19 protein-coding genes are annotated in these 18,112 nt (G+C 50.6%); 8 read left to right on the top strand and 11 right to left on the bottom strand.

Features of this window, described 5'->3' with window-relative positions:
* The first annotated feature begins 1 nt into the window (after position 1).
* Positions 2-1,045: a rod shape-determining protein gene (mreB, locus tag BD_RS07920; RefSeq protein WP_011164207.1), complete on the top strand. Its 1,044-nt coding sequence runs from the start codon at positions 2-4 to the stop codon at positions 1,043-1,045.
* Here mreB and BD_RS07915 read toward each other — a convergent pair.
* Positions 1,042-2,016, bottom strand: a complete 975-nt coding sequence (locus tag BD_RS07915; protein WP_011164206.1) for an aminotransferase class IV — start codon at positions 2,014-2,016, stop codon at positions 1,042-1,044. The two genes, mreB and BD_RS07915, sit on opposite strands and share 4 nt — an antisense overlap.
* Positions 2,017-2,143: 127 nt before the next feature.
* On the opposite strand from BD_RS07915, the gene BD_RS07910 reads away from it, so the two are divergent.
* Genes BD_RS07910 through tsaA form a run of 4 tightly spaced genes read left to right on the top strand, consistent with a single transcriptional unit; the run spans position 2,144 to position 6,494 of the window.
* Complete coding sequence (locus tag BD_RS07910; protein WP_041583525.1) at positions 2,144-2,893, top strand: carbonic anhydrase; 750 nt, start codon at positions 2,144-2,146, stop codon at positions 2,891-2,893.
* Positions 2,894-4,957, top strand: a complete 2,064-nt coding sequence (gene metG / locus BD_RS07905) for a methionine--tRNA ligase (RefSeq protein ID WP_011164204.1) — start codon at positions 2,894-2,896, stop codon at positions 4,955-4,957. It abuts the gene before it with no gap.
* Entirely contained in the window at positions 4,957-5,733 is a 777-nt protein-coding gene (locus tag BD_RS07900) for an RNA methyltransferase (RefSeq protein WP_011164203.1), read from the top strand. Before metG ends, BD_RS07900 begins: the two co-directional genes overlap by 1 nt.
* Positions 5,718-6,494, top strand: coding sequence for a tRNA (N6-threonylcarbamoyladenosine(37)-N6)-methyltransferase TrmO (tsaA, locus tag BD_RS07895; protein ID WP_011164202.1), 777 nt, complete (start codon positions 5,718-5,720; stop codon positions 6,492-6,494). The genes BD_RS07900 and tsaA overlap by 16 nt, the downstream gene beginning before the upstream one ends.
* A 6-nt stretch (positions 6,495-6,500) precedes the next feature.
* Here the strand turns inward: tsaA and crtY are convergent, their stop codons facing one another.
* Positions 6,501-7,640, bottom strand: coding sequence for a lycopene beta-cyclase CrtY (gene crtY / locus BD_RS07890; RefSeq protein ID WP_011164201.1), 1,140 nt, complete (start codon positions 7,638-7,640; stop codon positions 6,501-6,503).
* Positions 7,641-7,677: 37 nt separating this feature from the next.
* On the opposite strand from crtY, the gene BD_RS07885 reads away from it, so the two are divergent.
* Genes BD_RS07885 through BD_RS07875 form a run of 3 tightly spaced genes read left to right on the top strand, consistent with a single transcriptional unit; the run spans position 7,678 to position 10,089 of the window.
* Positions 7,678-8,499 (top strand): sterol desaturase family protein, encoded by an 822-nt coding sequence (locus tag BD_RS07885; protein ID WP_011164200.1) that lies wholly within the window; start codon positions 7,678-7,680, stop codon positions 8,497-8,499.
* Positions 8,496-9,359, top strand: a complete 864-nt coding sequence (locus BD_RS07880; protein ID WP_011164199.1) for an ABC transporter ATP-binding protein — start codon at positions 8,496-8,498, stop codon at positions 9,357-9,359. Before BD_RS07885 ends, BD_RS07880 begins: the two co-directional genes overlap by 4 nt.
* Entirely contained in the window at positions 9,343-10,089 is a 747-nt protein-coding gene (locus tag BD_RS07875) for an ABC transporter permease (protein WP_011164198.1), read from the top strand. The genes BD_RS07880 and BD_RS07875 overlap by 17 nt, the downstream gene beginning before the upstream one ends.
* Here the strand turns inward: BD_RS07875 and BD_RS07870 are convergent.
* The 9 genes from BD_RS07870 to BD_RS07830 all read right to left on the bottom strand — a co-directional run bounded on the left by BD_RS07870 (position 10,058) and on the right by BD_RS07830 (position 18,101).
* Positions 10,058-10,639 carry a hypothetical protein gene (locus BD_RS07870; protein WP_011164197.1) on the bottom strand — a complete coding sequence of 194 codons (582 nt, stop codon included), beginning with the start codon at positions 10,637-10,639 and terminating at the stop codon, positions 10,058-10,060. The genes BD_RS07875 and BD_RS07870 overlap by 32 nt on opposite strands.
* Positions 10,636-11,550: a phytoene/squalene synthase family protein gene (locus BD_RS07865; RefSeq protein ID WP_011164196.1), complete on the bottom strand. Its 915-nt coding sequence runs from the start codon at positions 11,548-11,550 to the stop codon at positions 10,636-10,638. Before BD_RS07865 ends, BD_RS07870 begins: the two co-directional genes overlap by 4 nt.
* Positions 11,550-13,037, bottom strand: coding sequence for a phytoene desaturase (locus tag BD_RS07860; RefSeq protein WP_011164195.1), 1,488 nt, complete (start codon positions 13,035-13,037; stop codon positions 11,550-11,552). Before BD_RS07860 ends, BD_RS07865 begins: the two co-directional genes overlap by 1 nt.
* Complete coding sequence (locus BD_RS17955; RefSeq protein WP_011164194.1) at positions 13,024-14,013, bottom strand: polyprenyl synthetase family protein; 990 nt, start codon at positions 14,011-14,013, stop codon at positions 13,024-13,026. The genes BD_RS07860 and BD_RS17955 overlap by 14 nt, the downstream gene beginning before the upstream one ends.
* Before the next feature lie 132 nt (positions 14,014-14,145).
* Complete coding sequence (locus BD_RS07850) at positions 14,146-15,054, bottom strand: LysR substrate-binding domain-containing protein (RefSeq protein WP_041583523.1); 909 nt, start codon at positions 15,052-15,054, stop codon at positions 14,146-14,148.
* Positions 15,055-15,058: 4 nt separating this feature from the next.
* The gene (locus BD_RS07845; RefSeq protein WP_011164192.1) at positions 15,059-15,625 is read right to left on the bottom strand and encodes a lipocalin family protein; all 567 of its coding nucleotides are present in this window, start codon (positions 15,623-15,625) and stop codon (positions 15,059-15,061) included.
* Positions 15,626-15,759: 134 nt separating this feature from the next.
* Entirely contained in the window at positions 15,760-17,016 is a 1,257-nt protein-coding gene (locus BD_RS07840) for an MFS transporter (RefSeq protein ID WP_011164191.1), read from the bottom strand.
* An 8-nt stretch (positions 17,017-17,024) separates the two neighbouring features.
* Entirely contained in the window at positions 17,025-17,411 is a 387-nt protein-coding gene (locus tag BD_RS07835) for a cysteine rich repeat-containing protein (protein ID WP_011164190.1), read from the bottom strand.
* A gap of 102 nt (positions 17,412-17,513) precedes the next feature.
* Complete coding sequence (locus tag BD_RS07830) at positions 17,514-18,101, bottom strand: exopolysaccharide biosynthesis protein (protein WP_011164189.1); 588 nt, start codon at positions 18,099-18,101, stop codon at positions 17,514-17,516.
* Between the last annotated feature and the right edge of the window lie 11 nt (positions 18,102-18,112).

Raw genomic sequence — 18,112 nt, 5'->3', positions numbered from 1 at the left:
TATGTTTTCATGGTTCTTTAAGGACGAAACCGGAACAGCTGCAGATCTATACGTAGATTTGGGGACTGCCAATACACTCATCGCAGCTCGTGGCAAAGGGATCATCCTGAATGAGCCCTCGCTGATTGCTTACCAGCAGACCAGCCCCGGCAAAAAGCGCGTGATCGCCGTGGGAAATGACGCCAAAGAAAAGCTGGCGAACAACCCGGGCAGCATCTTCGCGCAAAAACCAATTCGCGATGGCGTGATTGCCGACTTTGAAACCTCTGAAGTGATGCTGAAGCACTTCCTCAGCCAACCAGGAGTCAAAGGAGCCTTTTCCCGCCCGCGCGTGGTGGTGTCACTTCCCTACGGCGTGACTGAGGTTGAAAAGAAGGCCGTGATTGAATCCTGTAAAGCGGCTGGCGCAAAAGAAGTTTATCTGATCGACGAACCGATGGCGGCTGCGATTGGATCCGGCCTGAATGTGAAGTCCGCAGAAGGCAACATGATCATCGACATCGGCGGCGGAACCACGGAAGTGGCTGTGATCGCTCTGGCTGACATCGTTTACTGCGAAGCGGCCCGCGTGGGTGGTCACCGTCTGGACGATGCGATCATTGATTACTTCAAAAAATACAAAAAACTGATCATCTCTGACACCACGGCCGAATACCTGAAGGTCACTATCGGAACAGCTGTTCCGAAAAAAGACATTCGCAGTGTCTCCATTACGGGTCGCGATGCTGACACCGGCATGAACCGCACAATGGAAGTCAGCTCCGAAGACGTGGGCCTGGCAATGAATGGGTGTATTCAGGAAGTCATCAATGCGATTCACCGCGCGCTGGAACACACTCCGCCGGAATTGGTGTCTGATATTATCGAAAGAGGTATCACACTTGCTGGCGGTGGCGCTTTGATTCGCGACTTTGACCTGCGCATTCAGAATGAGGTTCGCCTGCAGGTTCGCATCGCGGATGACCCGCTGACGGCGATCGCCAAGGGCGGCGAAGCAGTGCTGAGTGATCCAGAACTGCTCGATAAAATTCAGTTGGAAGTTTAGAACTTTACAGGGGTCGTTTTCGGCCCCTTTTTCATATCCTCGCGGAGCAGCTGCAAAAGCTTAAACGCGAGCGCTCCTTGTTTGCCCTCGCCAATCTGCTGACCTTCGTATTCGGTCACTGGCAACACATCCAAAGTTGTTCCGATCATCATGGCTTCAGATGCGCTGAGAATATCCTGCTCGGTCAGATCCTTTTCCTGGATGGACTTTAACTCCCCCGACGCCAACAGGCTTTCAGCCAGATCAAAGGTGCGCATCATGGTTGTGCCTTTCAGAATTTGGCGCAGTTTTGGGCGAAGCAGGTTTTTGTCTTTATCAATCAGAACGATGTTTTCCGTGCTGCCTTCCGTGATGAACCCTTGCGGATCAATGCCGATGGTGAAGTCGATCTTGCGGTCCACACTTTCTTTTTTCATCATTACGTTCGGCAAATAATTGCAGGTCTTAATCCGAGCCAGCCACGGGTCTTTGGGAACAATCTGACTGCGCCCGACCTTCACGCCCTTCAAGTACTTTTCATCTGTTAACGGCGTAAACGAAGTCACAATCAAATACATCTGCGAGCTGATGGAATCGTAAGGATTTGTCGTAAAATACCCCGGACCACGGGAAATATACAGGCGCAAAACTGCATAAGGCGCGCCGGCAATGCGCGTGGTTTCGAGAATAATCTTTTTCATGTCTTCCAGGCTGTGCGGCAGACTGATACCGATCTGCTGGGCGGAAGACTGCAGACGCTCCAGATGCTCTTGCATCAAAAACACCTGACCATCCACGACTTTGATCGCCTCAAAGACACCATCCCCGCGGTGCACAAGGTGATCATCCACCGGCACCATCATCAGCCCCGGGTCTTTAATCACCCCGCCATACCAGCTGCTGTACATCGCCAGATAGCTGCCTTGAGCCTGGTATTGTCGCTTTAAAAGTTGGGCCTGAACATCCGCAGAAGAAAGAATGGGTAGATTCATAAACGTCCTTATTAAAAAATCACCGTTTCATTCTAGATTCACGTCGGTTCGGCGTGAAGTTTTTTTTGTTTTTAATTTGACCATTCCCAAGGGAGGTCCTGACAATAAGACATCACGGAGGACGTCAATGCAAACCAATCTCATTATCGGGCTTCTTGCTCTGAACCTTACAGCCTGCGCATCTTTCACCAGCCATCGCGAACCAAATCAGGAAACGAAAGTGACCCTGAAAGACGGCAAAGGCGGTGTTAAAGAAGCCCCGGCTCAAGCCACCAGCACCGGCGGCGAAAAAGAAATGACCCGCGTTGAGGTTGGCAGCGATGCTGAAGCACAAGCCCACGCCACGGAAGTGAAAGAGGCCGTTGCCGCTGCTGCTCAACATATTCAAGACACTCATGGCAAAGCTCCCCGCGAAGCCGGACCAGTGCCTGCAGAAAAAGCATTTGGCTGGCTTAAAAACGGCAACACCCGTTTTGTGCGCGGCACCTTCCGTAATGACGGCGCCTCGGCTGCTGACCGCCGCCGCGTAAGCGCTTTGCAGCGCCCCCATTCGGCAATCTACACCTGCAGCGATTCCCGTGTTTCGCCTGAAATCGTATTTGACCAGAAATTGGGTGAAATCTATGTGGTTCGCACCGGTGAGCTGATTCTGGACAAAAATGTTCAGGAAAGTCTTGAGTATTCTGTAGGCACTTTGGGCACCAATCTGGTGGTGATCATGGGCTCGGACTCTTGCGGTGATCTGACAGCTGCGGAAGGCCTTGCCAATGAACTGCTAGAACGCTCCGCAATCCTGCGTGACGCTGTGACCTCGGGTGATGTAAAGATAGTGAAGGCTGTCTACCATCTGGAAGCTGGAAATGTGGAGTTTCGATAAATGAACGACAAACGCAAGATTCTGATCACCTGTGCTCTTCCCTACGCAAACGGATACATTCACCTGGGTCACCTGGTGGAATATCTTCAGGCCGACTTCTGGGCCCGTTTTCAGAATATGCGTGGCAACGAATGCGTCTTCATTTGCGCAGATGACACTCACGGCACCCCGATCATGGTGAAAGCCCGCGAACTGGGCATCACTCCGGAAGCTTTGATCGCACAAAGCTATAAAGAACACACCCAGGACTTTGCTGATTTCCAGGTTCAGTTCTCGCACTTTGGTTCCACCAATTCGGAAGAAAACCGCCTGCTTTGTGAGTACTTCTACAAAAAAATGCAGGAAGGCAACCACACCCGCAGCCAGCCGATTCAGCAGATGTACTGTAATCACGACAAAATGTTCCTGCCGGACCGCTTCGTAAAGGGCACCTGTCCTAAGTGCGGCGCCAAGGAACAGTACGGTGATTCCTGTGATGTGTGTGCTTCGACTTACTCCCCGAGCGACATGAAGGACGTTCACTGTTCGCTTTGCGGGACAGCTCCGGTGATGAAAGATTCCGAGAGCATCTTCTTCAAACTGAACGACTTCAAACAGTACCTGGAAGAATGGATCCCTAAACACTGCTCCCCTGAAATCTCCAAAAAGATGCTGGAATGGTTCAACGAGGACCTGAAGGATCTGGATATTTCCCGTGATGAGCCTTATTTCGGCTTCGCGATTCCGGGCACCAACAATAAAAAATTCTTCTATGTGTGGGTGGATGCTCCCATGGGCTACATGTCCACCACCGAGCAATGGGCGAAATCCCAGGGCAAAACCCTGAAAGACATCTGGCAGGACCCAAGCCGTGAAATTTATCATTTCATTGGCAAAGACATTGCCCGCTTCCACACCATCTTCTGGCCGGCATTCCTGAAGGCTGCGGAATTCCGCTCGCCTAATCAGGTGTTCGTGCACGGTCACTTGATGGTTAATGGCGAGAAAATGTCCAAGTCCAAAGGGACGTTCATCGCCGCAAGAACGTATCTGAACCATCTGAACCCGGAATATCTTCGTTATTACTATTCCACCAAGCTGTCGAGCTCTGTGGACGATATCGATTTAAATCTGGAAGACTTCACCAACCGTGTGAATTCCGAGCTTGTGGGTAAAATCACAAATCTGGGTTCCCGTGGTGGCCAGATGCTGAAAAAGAAAATGGACGGCAAAATGAGCGTGCCGGATGCTGAAGGCAAAAAACTGATTGAGCACGCTCAAAAAACGGCTGAATCCATCGCCGCTCATTATGAAGCCCGCGACTTTGCCAAAGCATTGGGTGAAATCCGTGGCCTGGCTGATGACGCCAATAAGTACTTTGACGAAAAAGCTCCTTGGAAAACCCTGGAAGCTGATCCAGAAGGCACCAAGCAGGTTATCACCACCACTCTGAACATGTTCCGAATGCTTGCGATTTACCTGAAGCCGGTCTTGCCATTCTATAGCCAAAAGGTGGCAAAACTTTTGGGTGAAAAAGACTATGTGTGGTCTGATCTGAACACGGTTCTTACCAACCGTGAAATCAATGACTATGAACATCTGGCAACCCGTATTGAGGCTGACAAAGTCAAAGCCATGGTCGAGGAAGGTCGTAAGATCAACGAAGAGATTCAAGCGGCGAAAAAAGCGGCTTCCACCGCAAAACCAGCGGCGGCTCCGGCCCCTGCTGCAGCTGCGACAGCGGGCGATCGCCCGGCTGAAATCGAATTTGCTGATTTTGACAAAGTGGATCTGCGTATCGGTCAGGTCATTGAAGCTGAAGAAATCAAGGAAGCTGACAAACTTTTGCGTCTTAAGATCGACATCGGCGAAGGCCAGATCCGCCAGATCATTTCCGGCATCAAAGCGGCTTATAAACCAGAACAACTGGTGGGTCGCAAAGTGCTGGTTTGTGTAAACTTGAAACCACGCAAAATGAAGTTCGGCATGTCTGAAGGCATGGTGTTGGCGGCAGGAACTGGTGGCAGCGATCTGTTCGTGCTTTCGGCGGATGACGGAGCCCAGGTCGGCCAGAGAGTAAAATAATGAATCTTTCCATTCAGGATAAAAAATCCCTCGAAGAAATCCATCAGCTTTTTCTGAAGCTGGAGAAATCCTCGGGGGATTTTTCTTTTTCCGAGGCAGAACTAAAAAAACTGAAAACTCTAATTTCGGCTTTGTCTGTTTGTGAGAATCCTGATGTTTCCCGTCTGGCGCCCTTGGAAAAACACCTGACCCCGGGCATGACGCTGAAACATTTCGTCAGCTATGCCATACCTTTTGAGCGCCTTTTACATAAAAACCTGCAGGACGATGAATTCTTGGTGGTTGAAAACGACCGCGAACAAGCTGAAAGCAAATTGCCGTTGGTATTTGTTCTGGACAACATCCGCTCTGCCTTCAATGTAGGATCCATCTTCCGCACCGCCGAGTGCCTGGGGGCTGAAAAGATTTATCTTTGCGGCTACACCCCGCTTCCGACCCAATGGAAAGTCGAAAAGACCGCCATGGGGACTCAAGAATACCTTGCTTGGGAAGAGGCTCCGAAACTTTTAGAGTGCCTGGAAGAGCTGAAGGACGAAGGCTACCGTATTGTCGCCTTAGAGACCGCAGCCAGCGCTTCAGATCTGTTTGAAAAATTTGAATCCGAACCTACCGCCTTTGTTTTGGGGAATGAACGCTTCGGCCTTGATCCGGAAGTTTTAAAGATCATCGACGAAGTCCGCATCATCCCCTTGCGCGGGCGCAAAAACTCCTTGAATGTCGGCGTTACCGCGGCCGTGGCAGGCTTTGAATGGATGAGACAATGGCGACTGAAATAAAGCTTACCGCCATCGGCACTTTCAAAAGCCCACAGGTGCACCCTTACGAGGCCGGACGCCAGCCGGATGAGTTTCACTCGCAAGGCGTGATTGAACTTGAACCCGGCCACAATTTTGAACAAGCCCTCACAGGCCTTGAAGGTTGTGAGCGCATCTGGGTGGTGTTCTTGTTTCATCATAATGACCACTGGAGCCCGATGGTGCTACCCCCACGCGGTGGCAATACCAAACAAGGCGTGTTTGCGACCAGATCCCCGTACCGCCCTAATCCCGTGGGCATGAGCTGCGTGAAAGTTAAATCCATCGACAAACTTAAAATCCATGTGGAAGGTGCTGACCTTTTGCATGGCAGTCCGATTTTGGACATCAAACCTTATGTGGCCTATGCGGATTCATTCCCCGGTGTGGAGCCTGCGTGGCTGAAAAATGCTGAGCGCTTTACCATAGATTATTCAGTCGAAGCCAAACAGGAACTGGAATGGCTGGAGCTTCACCAGGTACATCAACTGCGTGGATTCTTGCAGCATCAGCTGGAATTTGAACCGGATAATTCCCGCAAGAAGCGCGTGAAACCCGAAGGTTCAGGATTTGTCATCGCCTATCGCACCTGGCGTGCTCGGTTTGAAATTCAGGGCCACCACGTCAGTGTGATCAGAATTTTCTCCGGGTACACCGAAGAAGACCTGAACACCCCCGAGGACACTTATCAGGACAAGGCCTTGCATCGCAATTTTCAAAAAAACTTTCAAAAGAACTTCTGAAGCAGCTTAGAACAAACTCTTTAAGGCACGCCAGACTGAAACCGGAGGCTTGCCACACAAAATGCGCACTTGATCCAAAACCGTCAGACGGCCTTGGTAAAAGCGCTCAATCAACGCCTCGGACAGCAGATAAAATCTTTCAAGTATCACGTATCTTTTTTCCGGGACGGCTGCCAGGAACATCATACGATTCAGGATTCGCAGATAACGTGCTTGCTTTTTATAATTCAGCTGAAGCGCTGGCAGAACTTCCCCCCAGGTGTCCAGAGAGCTTTTGGCTAATGCCTGAACGCAGGCTACGGTCTGTGGGAACGTATAGCCCGTTACCGGTTGATAAACACCCGAGGCGGCGCCAAGATTTAAAGGCCCGCCCGATGGGCCACCCTCCACAGGCACATCATAAAGATCCAGAGGCAGACAGCCCACCTCTTGCCTGATCACGGATTCAGTGACCCAGCCTTTACCGGCAATATAGTCAAGAATGCCTGACTTGAGTGCTGTCACATCCAAATCCGGAGTATTGGAGTAATAAGTGTCTTCTACCAGAAGTTCTGTTTCACTCCAGGGTAAAATATAGACAAATCGATAACCATCCACCTGCGGGACAAGAACATCTTTCAGAATCACATGGTTCAACCCGTGTGGCTGAGACAGCTTCACATCCAAACCAACAAATTTCTGATACCCACGTTTCACATCAGCAGCAGCCCCCCAGCCACGGGCATCGATCACACACTTGGCGCGAAACATCCTGCCATCAAGCAGGGTCACTGAATCGCGGCGCACTTCCTGCACCGAAGCTTGAAGCAGAATTTGACTGCCGTGCTGACCAAGAAGCTTTTGATGGAAATCCTGGGCTTTGATGGAGCAATAAGAGCTCTGAATTTTTCTTTGATATCTGGGGAAACGAACTTCATAGGCGGGCCATGTTTTTGAGATCAAGGACTGCAACCATGTGGCGTCGCCAGGCACGTCAGAGCCATGAAAACTCCAGGTGTGATTCCCACCCAGCTGTGTTCCCCGCTCAAGCAGCAGGACTTTCAATTCGGGTTGCTCTGTACGCAAGGCCTGCAACAGCAGTCCCCCGGCCAAGCCACCGCCAACAATAAGGCAATCCCAAATATTATCTTCCGCCTGAACAAACATGTTTTACAAATATCGTGCTTTAAGATAGCAATCAATTATGAACCACTTCGAGAAGTATGAATCGTACATTCCCTTCGATCTATTGGTGCCGCAGAACTTTTTGCTTGCAACATTAGCCCTGACTTCGGTGGTTTTAATTCGCTATCTGGCTTTGACGACCTGCTTCTATGTCGCCTTTTACAGGAAAAGCTGGCCCTGGGCCAAAAGCCGACAAATCTACCCCACTTTGCCTGACAAAAAAATTCAGCTTTTCGAAATCAAATGGTCGGTCATCAGTTCAGGAATATTTGGATTGGGCGGAGTGCTGCTGGGTATTTTGTGGCAAACCGGATGGGCGCGTTTTTACCTGCCCCTGGATGAATACGGATGGGGCTACTTACTGCTGAGTGGTTTTTTGCTGTCGCTGCTGCATGATTTTTATTTCTATGTGACTCACCGGGCTTTGCATATTCCATGGCTGTACCGCCGCTTCCATGCGGTTCACCATGCTTCACTTCAGCCTTCCCCGTGGGCGTCCTTTTCTTTTCATCCGGTCGAATCCATTATCGAAGCCCTGCCACTGCCTTTGATCTTGTTGTTCCTGCCCCTGCATCCGCTGGTTCTGCTGGTCTATCTGACTTTGATGACCCTATCGGCAATTGTGAATCATTTGGGCTTTGAGCTTTTACCGCGGGGATCGGCCAGACATCCGCTGGGAAAATGGCTGATCTCAGGAACCCATCATTCAGGTCATCATCGCTATTACAAATACAACTTCGGCCTGTTCTACACGATCTGGGACCATCTGCTGGGGACCCAGCATCCCGCCTATGAGGCGCAGTTTATGAAAAACACCGGCGAAACGGATCAAAGCACGTGAGATCGCCGCTTATCTCTATCGCCAATCTTAAAAAAAGCTACGGTGCCAAGGTCGCCTTGCACAATGTGGGCTTTTCGGTGGAGCCTTCGCAAATTGTGGCTCTGTTAGGACCCAATGGCGCGGGCAAAAGCACGACCCTGAAGATATTGCTGGGCTTACGAAGCGCCGACGAAGGGGTCATCCAAAAACCCGACAAGTCCCTGATTGGGTATGCCGGACAGGAAATTTCGTTCCCGGCCCATTTGAAAACCATCGAAGTTCTTCGTCTGGTTAAGGCACACTATGACCGCGGGCCCTCCATCGACCAGATGGCAAAGCATTTTTATTTGTATCCTTTTTTACACCGCCAGATGGGGGGACTTAGCGGCGGCGAAAAACGCCGGGTCTCGCTGGCTTGCGCGCTTATTGGAGCCCCGCAGGTTCTGGTGCTGGACGAACCCACCACGGGTCTTGATGTTGAGTCACGCATTCATCTGTGGCAGGAAATTCGCAATTTTGCCCAGGATGGCGGCGCGGTCCTGCTGTCCACTCATGATCTGAATGAAGTTTCCCAGGTGGCCCACCGAGTGGTCATCATTGATCATGGAACTGTCCTGTTTGATGGCCCCACCGCTGACATCACCCGCAGTTTAAAATTCAAAACACTGAAGTTCCGCGCACCTGAAGCCCCGGTTTCCGGACTTATTGACGACTGCTTCAGCGAGGGACATAGCCACCGGGTGCTGACCCAGCACACTGAGGCACTGCTGAAAGAACTGATCAACAATGAATACTTCCTGGAGGATCTGGAGGTTTCTTCGGCCACTCTCGAAGAGGCTTTTATTCATTTAAGAAAGAAGCATCATGAAAAAGCACCTTAAGCTGACACTGCAGCACACTTACTATCAGTTCCTGGAGCTTATCCGCCAACCCATGTACCTGCTTTCAACCCTGGTTTTCCCCGCGATGTTTTTCTGGTTCTTCGGTGTGCCGAATGCACAAACGGAAGACGCCGCCGCCATGCTGACGGGATCCTTTGCCTGCTTTGGAGTCCTGGGGGTGGTGCTGTTTCAATTTGCCATCGGCATTGCCCAGGAAAAAGGTACCGCCTGGTCTCACTATCTGCACATTCTGCCTTTGCCAAAAATCCTGACGTTTTTACCAAAGGTGCTAAATGCCCTTTTTGTTTCTTTGCTGTCGATTGCCGCGGTGGTGATTGTGGCGATGATGACGACACCACTAAACTGGCAAGAGCTTCCGTGGATGAACTTCCTTACCAGTCTGATGCTGGGCTCGGTTCCGTTTGCTCTTTTGGGTGCCTGCCTGGGTTATTCGGCCAGCGCCAAATCCATTGTTCCCCTGGCAAATCTGGTTTATCTGCCGCTGTCTTTTGCGGGCGGACTGTGGATGCCACCCCAGGCTCTTCCCAAGGTTGTTCAAAAGATATCGGAATACCTGCCCACACGATTTCTGGGCGAAGTGGTCTGGGCTTCTTTGCTGGATCAGTCCACGAACTCGAAGCACATCTGGGGACTGGCGCTATACGCCGCCCTGTTCCTGGCGGCGTCGCTGTTTCTATTTAGAAAAACCCAAGAGCAAGAGTTTCGTTAACTCCCTGATAGCCTTCGCTGTACCACTGCCACCACGCCAGAATCATGATCAGATGGCCGACGAAAATAAAAAAATGACTCCACATTTCGACTCGGTCCGAGTGCTGGGCCAAATAGCGGTACCAGTGCAAACCTTCATCAATCAAAGAGTAAACAATACTTAACGAGACCAAAACCAAAGCCGGAATTCTTAAGAACACCGGGAAGTGATAAGCCATACACAGAACCAAAACGCTGGTGATACCGGCAAAAATCGTGATGTGATGAACCAGAGCTTCGGCCTTTTGCAAAAACTCTTTATAGATCGTGCGATGTCCAATGGTATCAAATGCAATAGCCGTGGAGAAAATAAAGATCCCCAGTGGAATATTGTAAACATATGCAGGGAAATTAACGCCGTTGACGTGCCCCACGCCGATAAACAGAGTCACCACGGCGAAAAGCCCATACATCATTCCGACCCAAAGCACATACACGATCCAGTCCTTCAGACTGAATTCGCGAACCCGGCTGGCATATATCCATGTCTCTTTAACAAAACTGGTACTCACTTCAAACTCCAAATCCTGGCTGGCGGACGCACAGCCTCTGTCGACTTCAAAGACCACCACACCTGTGGCACAAAGTACTTTGCCGTGGACCCGATCAACACTATCTTTTTCCAAAAGCTCACATGAATCCGCCGGGTCAAACCACGGTCAGAATCCCGGCGTATCAGCTCACCAATGTATGAATACACTTTAGCCGCAATCAAAACCGCCCAGCAAGAACGGAGTGACAAAAACCGCAACCCGGCGAAGCCTTCCGCATAAAGTTCATCTGCTCTCTGCAGCAGGCGCTCCTGGATCGTTACCAAAGACCCGCGATGTTCAGGCAGAAACAACGTGGTCTCGGTCATCCCGGCTTGTTTCAACCATTCTTGCGGTAAATAACAACGCCCAAGATTTGCATCCTCACGTATGTCCCGGCATATGTTTGTCAGCTGCATGGCATTCCCCATCGCAATGGCATGCCTTAAAGCCTGATCAGACCGAACACCCATAATATGACACATCATCAATCCCACAACACCAGCCACACAATAGCAGTATTCTTCCAGATCCTGCAAAGTCTGGTAGCGACGATTCTGCACATCCATTTCCATCCCACGAAGCAGATCCAGGGGATACTGTGCGGGAATATGATGCGCGGAAAGAACATCCCTAAGGCCCCGGAACTGAAACGGCATCGCTGCTGGGTCCTGCGGCAAAGACCGGGTCAACTGAATCAGCTCCTGCAGTCTTCGAGGGGCTGTCGACACCGCGGCCCCGTCGATTTGATCATCACAGTACCGGCACCAGGAATAAAGCTTCCAGGCCGCCAGCTTCTGTTGCTTTGAAAAAAACAAAGAAGCCAGGGCAAAACTTTTTGAGCCTTTTTGGATGCTCTGTTTATGCAGCTCCAGATCCTGGTTCAGCGTCATCAAACAAGGTCCTCAACAACCAAACCGGCTGTGGCTTTACCAGAGTTCACAACCCCTGGGACCCCGGCACCGGGGTGTGTCCCCGCCCCCACAAAGTACAGTCCTTGAATCTGCGAATCCTTATTGTGCTGACGGAAGTAAGCACTTTGAGTCAGTTTTGGTTCCAGCGAAAACGCCGAGCCATGGAACGAATTCAGCTCTGTGGAGAAATCCTCGGGGGTGAATATTCTTTGGGTCACGATATTTTCCCGCAGCCCCGGCATGTATTTTTCTTCCATGTATTTCAGGATCTTTTCCGCATAGACCGGACCTTCTTTTTTCCAGTCGATGTTCATCTTGCCCAGATGCGCGACCGGAGCAAGAACATAGAAGCACTCATGCCCTTCCGGCGCCAGATTCGGATCGGTCAAACTGGGCACATGCAAGTACAGTGAAAAATCATCCGGCAAAGTCCCGTTGCTGAAAATATCCTCCAGCAGCCCTTTGTAGCGGGGGCCGAACAGAACATTGTGATGGGCCAGATGCGGATACTTTTTCTTCGTGCCAAAATAGATCAGGAACAAACTCATGCTGAAGTCTTTGTTCTGCATCTCTTTGGATTTTTTCGCCGCCAGGGGTTCTTGCCCCAGCAGATCGCGGTAGGTGTGCACGATATCGCCATTGCTGACCACGGCATCACATTCCCAGACATCCCCTTGAACAGTTCTGATGCCTGTGACTTTACCGTCAGAGGTCAGAATCCGGGAGATTTCACTTTGGCAGCGGATCTCACCACCCATTTCAGTAAAGTAGCGCACCAGCGCCTGCACCAAAGCTCCGGTCCCGCCGCGTGGGAAGAACACGCCCCAGTTTCTTTCCAGGAAATGAATCAGGGTATAAATAGCCGACGTGCTGTAAGGATTCCCCCCGACCAGCAGGGAATGAAAAGAAAAGGCCTGGCGCAGATGATCGTCTTTGACGTACTTTGAAACCACTGAATAAACACTGCGATAGGCTCCCAGACGAAGAAGCTGCGGGGAAACCTTTACCATGCTCCAAAGATGCAGGAAAGGTGTTGCCACCAGTTTGGTGTAGCCCTCGTTAAAGACCTCTTCAGAATATTTTAAGAACTTCTCATACCCCTTGGCATCGTCCGGGGATTTTTTCTGAATCTGGGCATAAAGTTCGTCGGTATTATTGCTGTAATCAAACTTGTAACCATCATCCCACAGCAGGCGATAAAATGGCGAAACAGGAATCATCTCAACATAGTCGGACATCTTTTTGTTTTTCAGGGCAAAAAGTTCTTCCAGACATTCCGGAGCGGTGATCACCGTCGGTCCGGCATCAAAGGTGAATCCCTTGTCCCGGTAAACATAGGCCCGGCCACCAGGCATATCCCGCTTTTCAAAAATACGAACTTCAAAGCCCGCGGCCTGAAGACGAATGGCGGCACTCAATCCACCGAATCCACTTCCAATTACTGCAACTTTTTTATTCATAGGCATGGACAATTCTCTCTGTCAGGTTTTTTAGTAGGTTTAGTGTCTGGGCGTTCTCAAGACCGGCAAAAGACGCTTTCAGTCTTTCTTCCATTTCACGATGAAGCCTGAGGGCTTCTGCGTGGGCGCGTTTTTTCAAATCCGCACTTTGCACGAAACTTTCCAACGCGTGAGTCTCGGGCAAGAACTCCAGGCAGTCTTTGAAGGCCCGGATTTCAGCGCTGTCCCCGCACGAGGCCAAAAACATCCAAATCCAGGAAGGACGGCCCAGCTTCAGATCTTCCAGCGCCTTGCTGTCAGTACAGTTAAATTTTAAATTTCCAAGATCATCAAAGCGCTGCAGAGACGATCCCAGCTGCATTCCCAGCTCCTGCAAAAGCTGAAGGTCCGCCTGCGCATCTCCGATCAGGGCGCCCACCTGCATGGCCAGCGCCACCAAAGCGCCGCTTTTCAATGAATGACTTTTATGAACTACTTCCTGAATCTGCTCAGCTGACAGAGTTTTCATGTTCGCCCCCAGATCCAGCGCCTGGCCCAGGTGGGCCTGATGCATGGCCTCGTGGGCACAGCTGATGATTTTCAATTTGACAGAATCATCCACCGGAAGAGCGTGCAATCCCTTCAGGGCCTCGAAATACATCCAGTTACCCAAATTCAGGGCCGGCCCCACTCCGTACAAACGATGGGCGGTGGGCCCGCCTCGGCGCTCCAGACTGTCATCCTGAATGTCATCAACGATCAATGAACCGGCATGGATCCATTCAAGGACCCTGGACAGCTCGGCGATGACGGACTTTTGTTTTTCAGTAAGCGGAGCTCCCTTTGAATAAAGCCTGCAACCCAGTGAAACCAGCTCGGCCCGAAACTCTTTTTTGGGACGAGACATGAATTCCCGGGCAGGATCGTGCAAAAATGTGCTCCAAAACTGCTCAACACTCGATGCAGAGCTCACTTGAAGAGCTGAAGAAAGAATCAAATTCACTAGAATAACTCCTCAAATTATTACCCCGGGGCCAAAGTGAGTAACTAAAGTAACTCCGTGATGATGTCATTAAAATATAAAGCACCCTTTGTTGGGGCATCTCTATTGTGCAAATCATGTCAAATGACATTTCTATGTTTTCAGCAGACCTTTTAACTGTGTTTGCCACTGTTTAAAAAGTCGCTGGCTGATCTTGTCAGAACGAACTGACAGGTAAATTTTGGATTCAACCAAATCCAGCCCGCGCACCTTCAGACTTCGAATCAAACCGGCTTCCTCATACTTTCGGGCGATGATATTGGGTATCAGCGCCACGTTGTTAGAGTGCTGAACAATCTCAATGGCGGTCAGGGCCGTTTGCATTTCATGCCCCATGATCCGCTCATTGCGGGGAATGGGGAAGTTGTCGGCTGCCTGAGCAATCGCCCGTCCATTCCAGTAGGCAGACCGGGCGAAGGGAAACTTCAAAAGCTCCTCTTTCGAAACCGTGCCCTTCAACTGATGGTTTTTCCCGACATACAGATTCCAACTCATCGCGCCCACTTCCGCCGCGCTCCAAGTCTGAGGCCACTTGATTTCTTCCAAATGAAGGGCCACATCCAAAACCCCTTCCGTGGCGGTTTGGCGCAACTCTTCCGGCGACAAATCCATAAACCGCAGCAAGGCTTTCACTCCGGCGGACTCCAGACTTGTAATCATTACTCCGGAAAAAAACACATTCATAAAGCCGCGACCACCCACTGTGTAAGTGGTCGACGGCGCCAGAAACTGGGACTTTCGGGGGATAAAGTCCTCGGATTTTTTCAAAAGTTCTTTGGCCTGAAGGCTTACATAAGAGCCTTCGGCCGTCATGATATAGCCGTGGGAAGACGTCTTGATTATCTCAAACTGCAACTGATGCCCGACGGACTTTAGAACCTTGGTCAAACGCGGCGGTTCAACCCCCAGCGAACGGGACAGCGACCTTAAGGACTTATGGTCCGGCAGTTCCGCCAAAAGCATCAGATCAAAGAATGAAATTTTCGAAAGACGTTTATCCATCACCCTACTTCACAAATTCACAAAGAGGCGTGCGCTGACTTAAGCCGCCGTCCTGAACCGATGTCAGAATGGAGCACGTGTCGTAGCCCAGAGTTTTTAATTTTTGTTCGGCCGCCAGGAATGCTTCCCGGCTTAAAGCCGGCTGACGTGAAAGAATCCACGCATACTGAAGCGTCGGATCACCAACCACCGCATAAGAATAATCAGGAGCCAGATCAAGGATCCAATAGTCTCCACCGAAGCCAAAGACCCAGTCGATGATTTTAACAAACGTCACCTTCAGCTTGGCGTTGCTGTCGCTATCAACAACTTTCGCCCGGCCTTCGGCGACGGAGCGATCACCGCTCTTGGTGTCACAGGAATTCAAAACCTGGATCATGCCCTCTTCCGCCACAGAATACTCGGCGGTCGTGTTTCCAACACACTGTTTTTGAAACACCATCGGAATGCTGGCAACCTCGTGCCACTTGCCCAGATACTTGTTCAGATCCACAAAGGGAACTGTTGCCGGTGCCGCCCAGCCCGTTGAAACAAAGCCCAGAACAAAAACAGAAAGAATCAGATTTTTCATAAAAGCTCCTTTTCTACTGAAGCTGTTATAGACAGAATCCCCGGGCCTGCCTATTGTAAATAGGAACACGCCTATTTCCATATTGGAAACACCAGTGCGCCCCGTCTGGCAAGACGTTCAGCGGCATTTAAAGATTAGGAGGCTTTTTCGGTCGAAAGACCTTCACCAAGGCGTTCGGAATTGCCCAGATGATTGCGCACATAGCGATAAAGTGGATAGAACCCCGCGCCACGTACAAGGGATCCCAAGATAAAAACAGCATAATAGCTGGATACTTTTTCACCGAAGACCCACAGCACTTTGCCGCCGATATAGGTTCCCAGAATGATCGCCAGGGAATTCAACAGATTGTACACGGTCAGCATCGGCACTTTTTCGTCGTGTTTGATGTCTTTAAAGAAAATCAAAGACAAGCCGACTTCCACAAAAGCCCACGCCATGCCACTGATGAACTGCAGGAAGAAAATGAAATACATGTCACTGCTAACCGCCCACATCGCCGGCAGCGGCACAATGGCGCCCGCACCGAACACCAGCAGGTTGAAACCGGAAGCACTCTGGCGGAACCGGTCAATCAAGGTCAGAGTCAGAATTTTTCCGATGAACAAAACCCCGATCGCCGTCATATAGGCGCCATAGTCCATCTTCACCTGCGCCAGCATGTACGGAGTGACAAACGGTGACGAAACAAAAACCGCCGCCTGAAACGGCGCCAGGTAAAAGAAAAACTGGCGTTTGGATTTGTTCGCCCAAAAGACTTTCCAAGAGGCGCGGAAACCAAGTTTTGGTTCCTTGTTCCAGGCCGGGTCAAAATACTGTGATGAAAGAATGAACGATGAAATCAGACGGCAGGCAAAAGCAAACACAAAGAGCATCGTAAAGACCGACGAAAAAGGTCCGATCTCAACATTGTTGTGCAGGGCCACACCGCCCCCGATCAGTCCCAGCAGAATTCCGAACTGGGAAACCCGGGCGCGTTTGGCAAAATAGCGGCTGCCCTCTTCGACTTGCACCAGACGGCCCATCCAGTAGTTCCACGCCGGTCCCGCAGCAAAGCCAGAGCCCCAGTACAAAGACAAAATCAAAAACAGCATCCAGAAATTCGGCGCTTTCGTGGCCGAAAAATAAATCAATGGAATGAAGGTCAGAGCCTGCAACGTGGCGGACGCCACCACCCAGTTTTTATGAGACCGAATGCGCTGCAATCCGCGCGGGGTGATCAGCTGCAGGAACGCTCCGCTGACAATCGGAAGCGTTGAAAGAATACCGGCAAAGATTTCGCCCATGCCGATGGATAAAGAATAAGCCGGCAAATAAGTTTCGCCGGCTCCAATCATCAGTGAACAAAGAAAAGCGTCGAAAAGACTGAGTCTAAGACTTCTTTCGCGCATAAGGTTCTTTAGTTACCCTTTCTCATTTTCTTGCGGGCGTCCTTCATGTTTTCCATTTGCGCCCTGCAGTCTGCAGACAGTTCATCTTTATGTTCCATCATGCATTTCATTTTGCGACCCTTGCCTCCAGAGGCATTCGCGCAGAACTTTTCATGATCCTCGTGACAGGCATCTTTCATCTCCATCGCGTGATCTTTCATTTTCTCGAACTTAGCCTTACAGTCGGCTGACAGCTTGTCCTTGTTTTCCATCATGCACTTCAGCACACGGCCCTCACCACGCTCGACTTTTCCGCACAGTGTTTCGCGATCCTGGGCGCAGACGTCATTCGGCCCCTTGGCGATTGATATATTGGCAAAACAAAGAATCAAAACTGCTGCAATCCATTTTCCCATATGAGTACCCCCTCTAGATAATCATCTTAGAGCAGCCCGGGAAGTCCGACAAAGAGCTTGAGGTCTTGTTGGTCCTTTCTGTACGGCTGGACCTTGGGATTGCTAAACGAAGTTGATCGCCCCCATGGCCAGTGTTGCAAAGAACGAAGCAACAATAAGACACCACAGGTAGCTAAAAAGGATAAAAACACCGTCTTTTTCCATGTGGCCGATGGCGCACAGAATGATTCCCACCGCCGGCACCGTGTTGGAAAAGGGAATCGGCAACGGCAGCGAAAGAAGGGCGGCATTTATCACAAACACCACCAGATTCACCATGCGGAAAAACCACAGGTCATGGAAGAAGGTCAGGCGCTCTTTGACGATGCGGGAAACGTACGTCCAGATCTTTTCCGCCACTTCCGAGACCTTGATCACCAGCTCGGAGGAGAGTTTCACATTTTCAAATCGTTTGGGAAGCCACGGGGGCCTTTGCAGATAAAGGAAAAACGCCACCACTGAAATCATGATTCCCAACGGAGTGGAAAGTCCGGGAATAGGGATCGGCTGCAAGAACGGCAGACAGAAGAACAACACCAGCATGGCGTGGCCTTCTTCTCCCAATAGTTGGAAGACTCTTCGCAAAGTGAGGTCTCCTTTGGAAGCTTCTTCCTGCAAAAGATCCATGGCGGTAATAAATCGACTTTTCAAACTTGCCTTCC

The organism is Bdellovibrio bacteriovorus HD100, from assembly GCF_000196175.1.
GTDB lineage: Bacteria > Bdellovibrionota > Bdellovibrionia > Bdellovibrionales > Bdellovibrionaceae > Bdellovibrio > Bdellovibrio bacteriovorus.
This window is presented reverse-complemented; position numbering and strand designations above follow the sequence as displayed.

What these genes read in the sequence shown, in the direction of transcription:
- BD_RS07915 (WP_011164206.1), bottom strand. Translation starts at nt 2,016, where the DNA reads ATGAATCTACCCATTCTTTCTTCTGCGGATGTTCAGGCCCAACTTTTA.
- BD_RS07865 (WP_011164196.1), bottom strand. Translation starts at nt 11,550, where the DNA reads ATGACGCTGAACCAGGATCTGGAGCTGCATAAACAGAGCATCCAAAAA.
- crtY (WP_011164201.1), bottom strand. Translation starts at nt 7,640, where the DNA reads ATGTTTGTTCAGGCGGAAGATAATATTTGGGATTGCCTTATTGTTGGC.
- BD_RS07860 (WP_011164195.1), bottom strand. Translation starts at nt 13,037, where the DNA reads ATGCCTATGAATAAAAAAGTTGCAGTAATTGGAAGTGGATTCGGTGGA.
- mreB (WP_011164207.1), top strand. Translation starts at nt 2, where the DNA reads ATGTTTTCATGGTTCTTTAAGGACGAAACCGGAACAGCTGCAGATCTA.
- tsaA (WP_011164202.1), top strand. Translation starts at nt 5,718, where the DNA reads ATGGCGACTGAAATAAAGCTTACCGCCATCGGCACTTTCAAAAGCCCA.
- metG (WP_011164204.1), top strand. Translation starts at nt 2,894, where the DNA reads ATGAACGACAAACGCAAGATTCTGATCACCTGTGCTCTTCCCTACGCA.
- BD_RS07840 (WP_011164191.1), bottom strand. Translation starts at nt 17,016, where the DNA reads ATGCGCGAAAGAAGTCTTAGACTCAGTCTTTTCGACGCTTTTCTTTGT.
- BD_RS07910 (WP_041583525.1), top strand. Translation starts at nt 2,144, where the DNA reads ATGCAAACCAATCTCATTATCGGGCTTCTTGCTCTGAACCTTACAGCC.
- BD_RS07835 (WP_011164190.1), bottom strand. Translation starts at nt 17,411, where the DNA reads ATGGGAAAATGGATTGCAGCAGTTTTGATTCTTTGTTTTGCCAATATA.
- BD_RS07900 (WP_011164203.1), top strand. Translation starts at nt 4,957, where the DNA reads ATGAATCTTTCCATTCAGGATAAAAAATCCCTCGAAGAAATCCATCAG.
- BD_RS07875 (WP_011164198.1), top strand. Translation starts at nt 9,343, where the DNA reads ATGAAAAAGCACCTTAAGCTGACACTGCAGCACACTTACTATCAGTTC.
- BD_RS07845 (WP_011164192.1), bottom strand. Translation starts at nt 15,625, where the DNA reads ATGAAAAATCTGATTCTTTCTGTTTTTGTTCTGGGCTTTGTTTCAACG.
- BD_RS07850 (WP_041583523.1), bottom strand. Translation starts at nt 15,054, where the DNA reads ATGGATAAACGTCTTTCGAAAATTTCATTCTTTGATCTGATGCTTTTG.
- BD_RS07885 (WP_011164200.1), top strand. Translation starts at nt 7,678, where the DNA reads ATGAACCACTTCGAGAAGTATGAATCGTACATTCCCTTCGATCTATTG.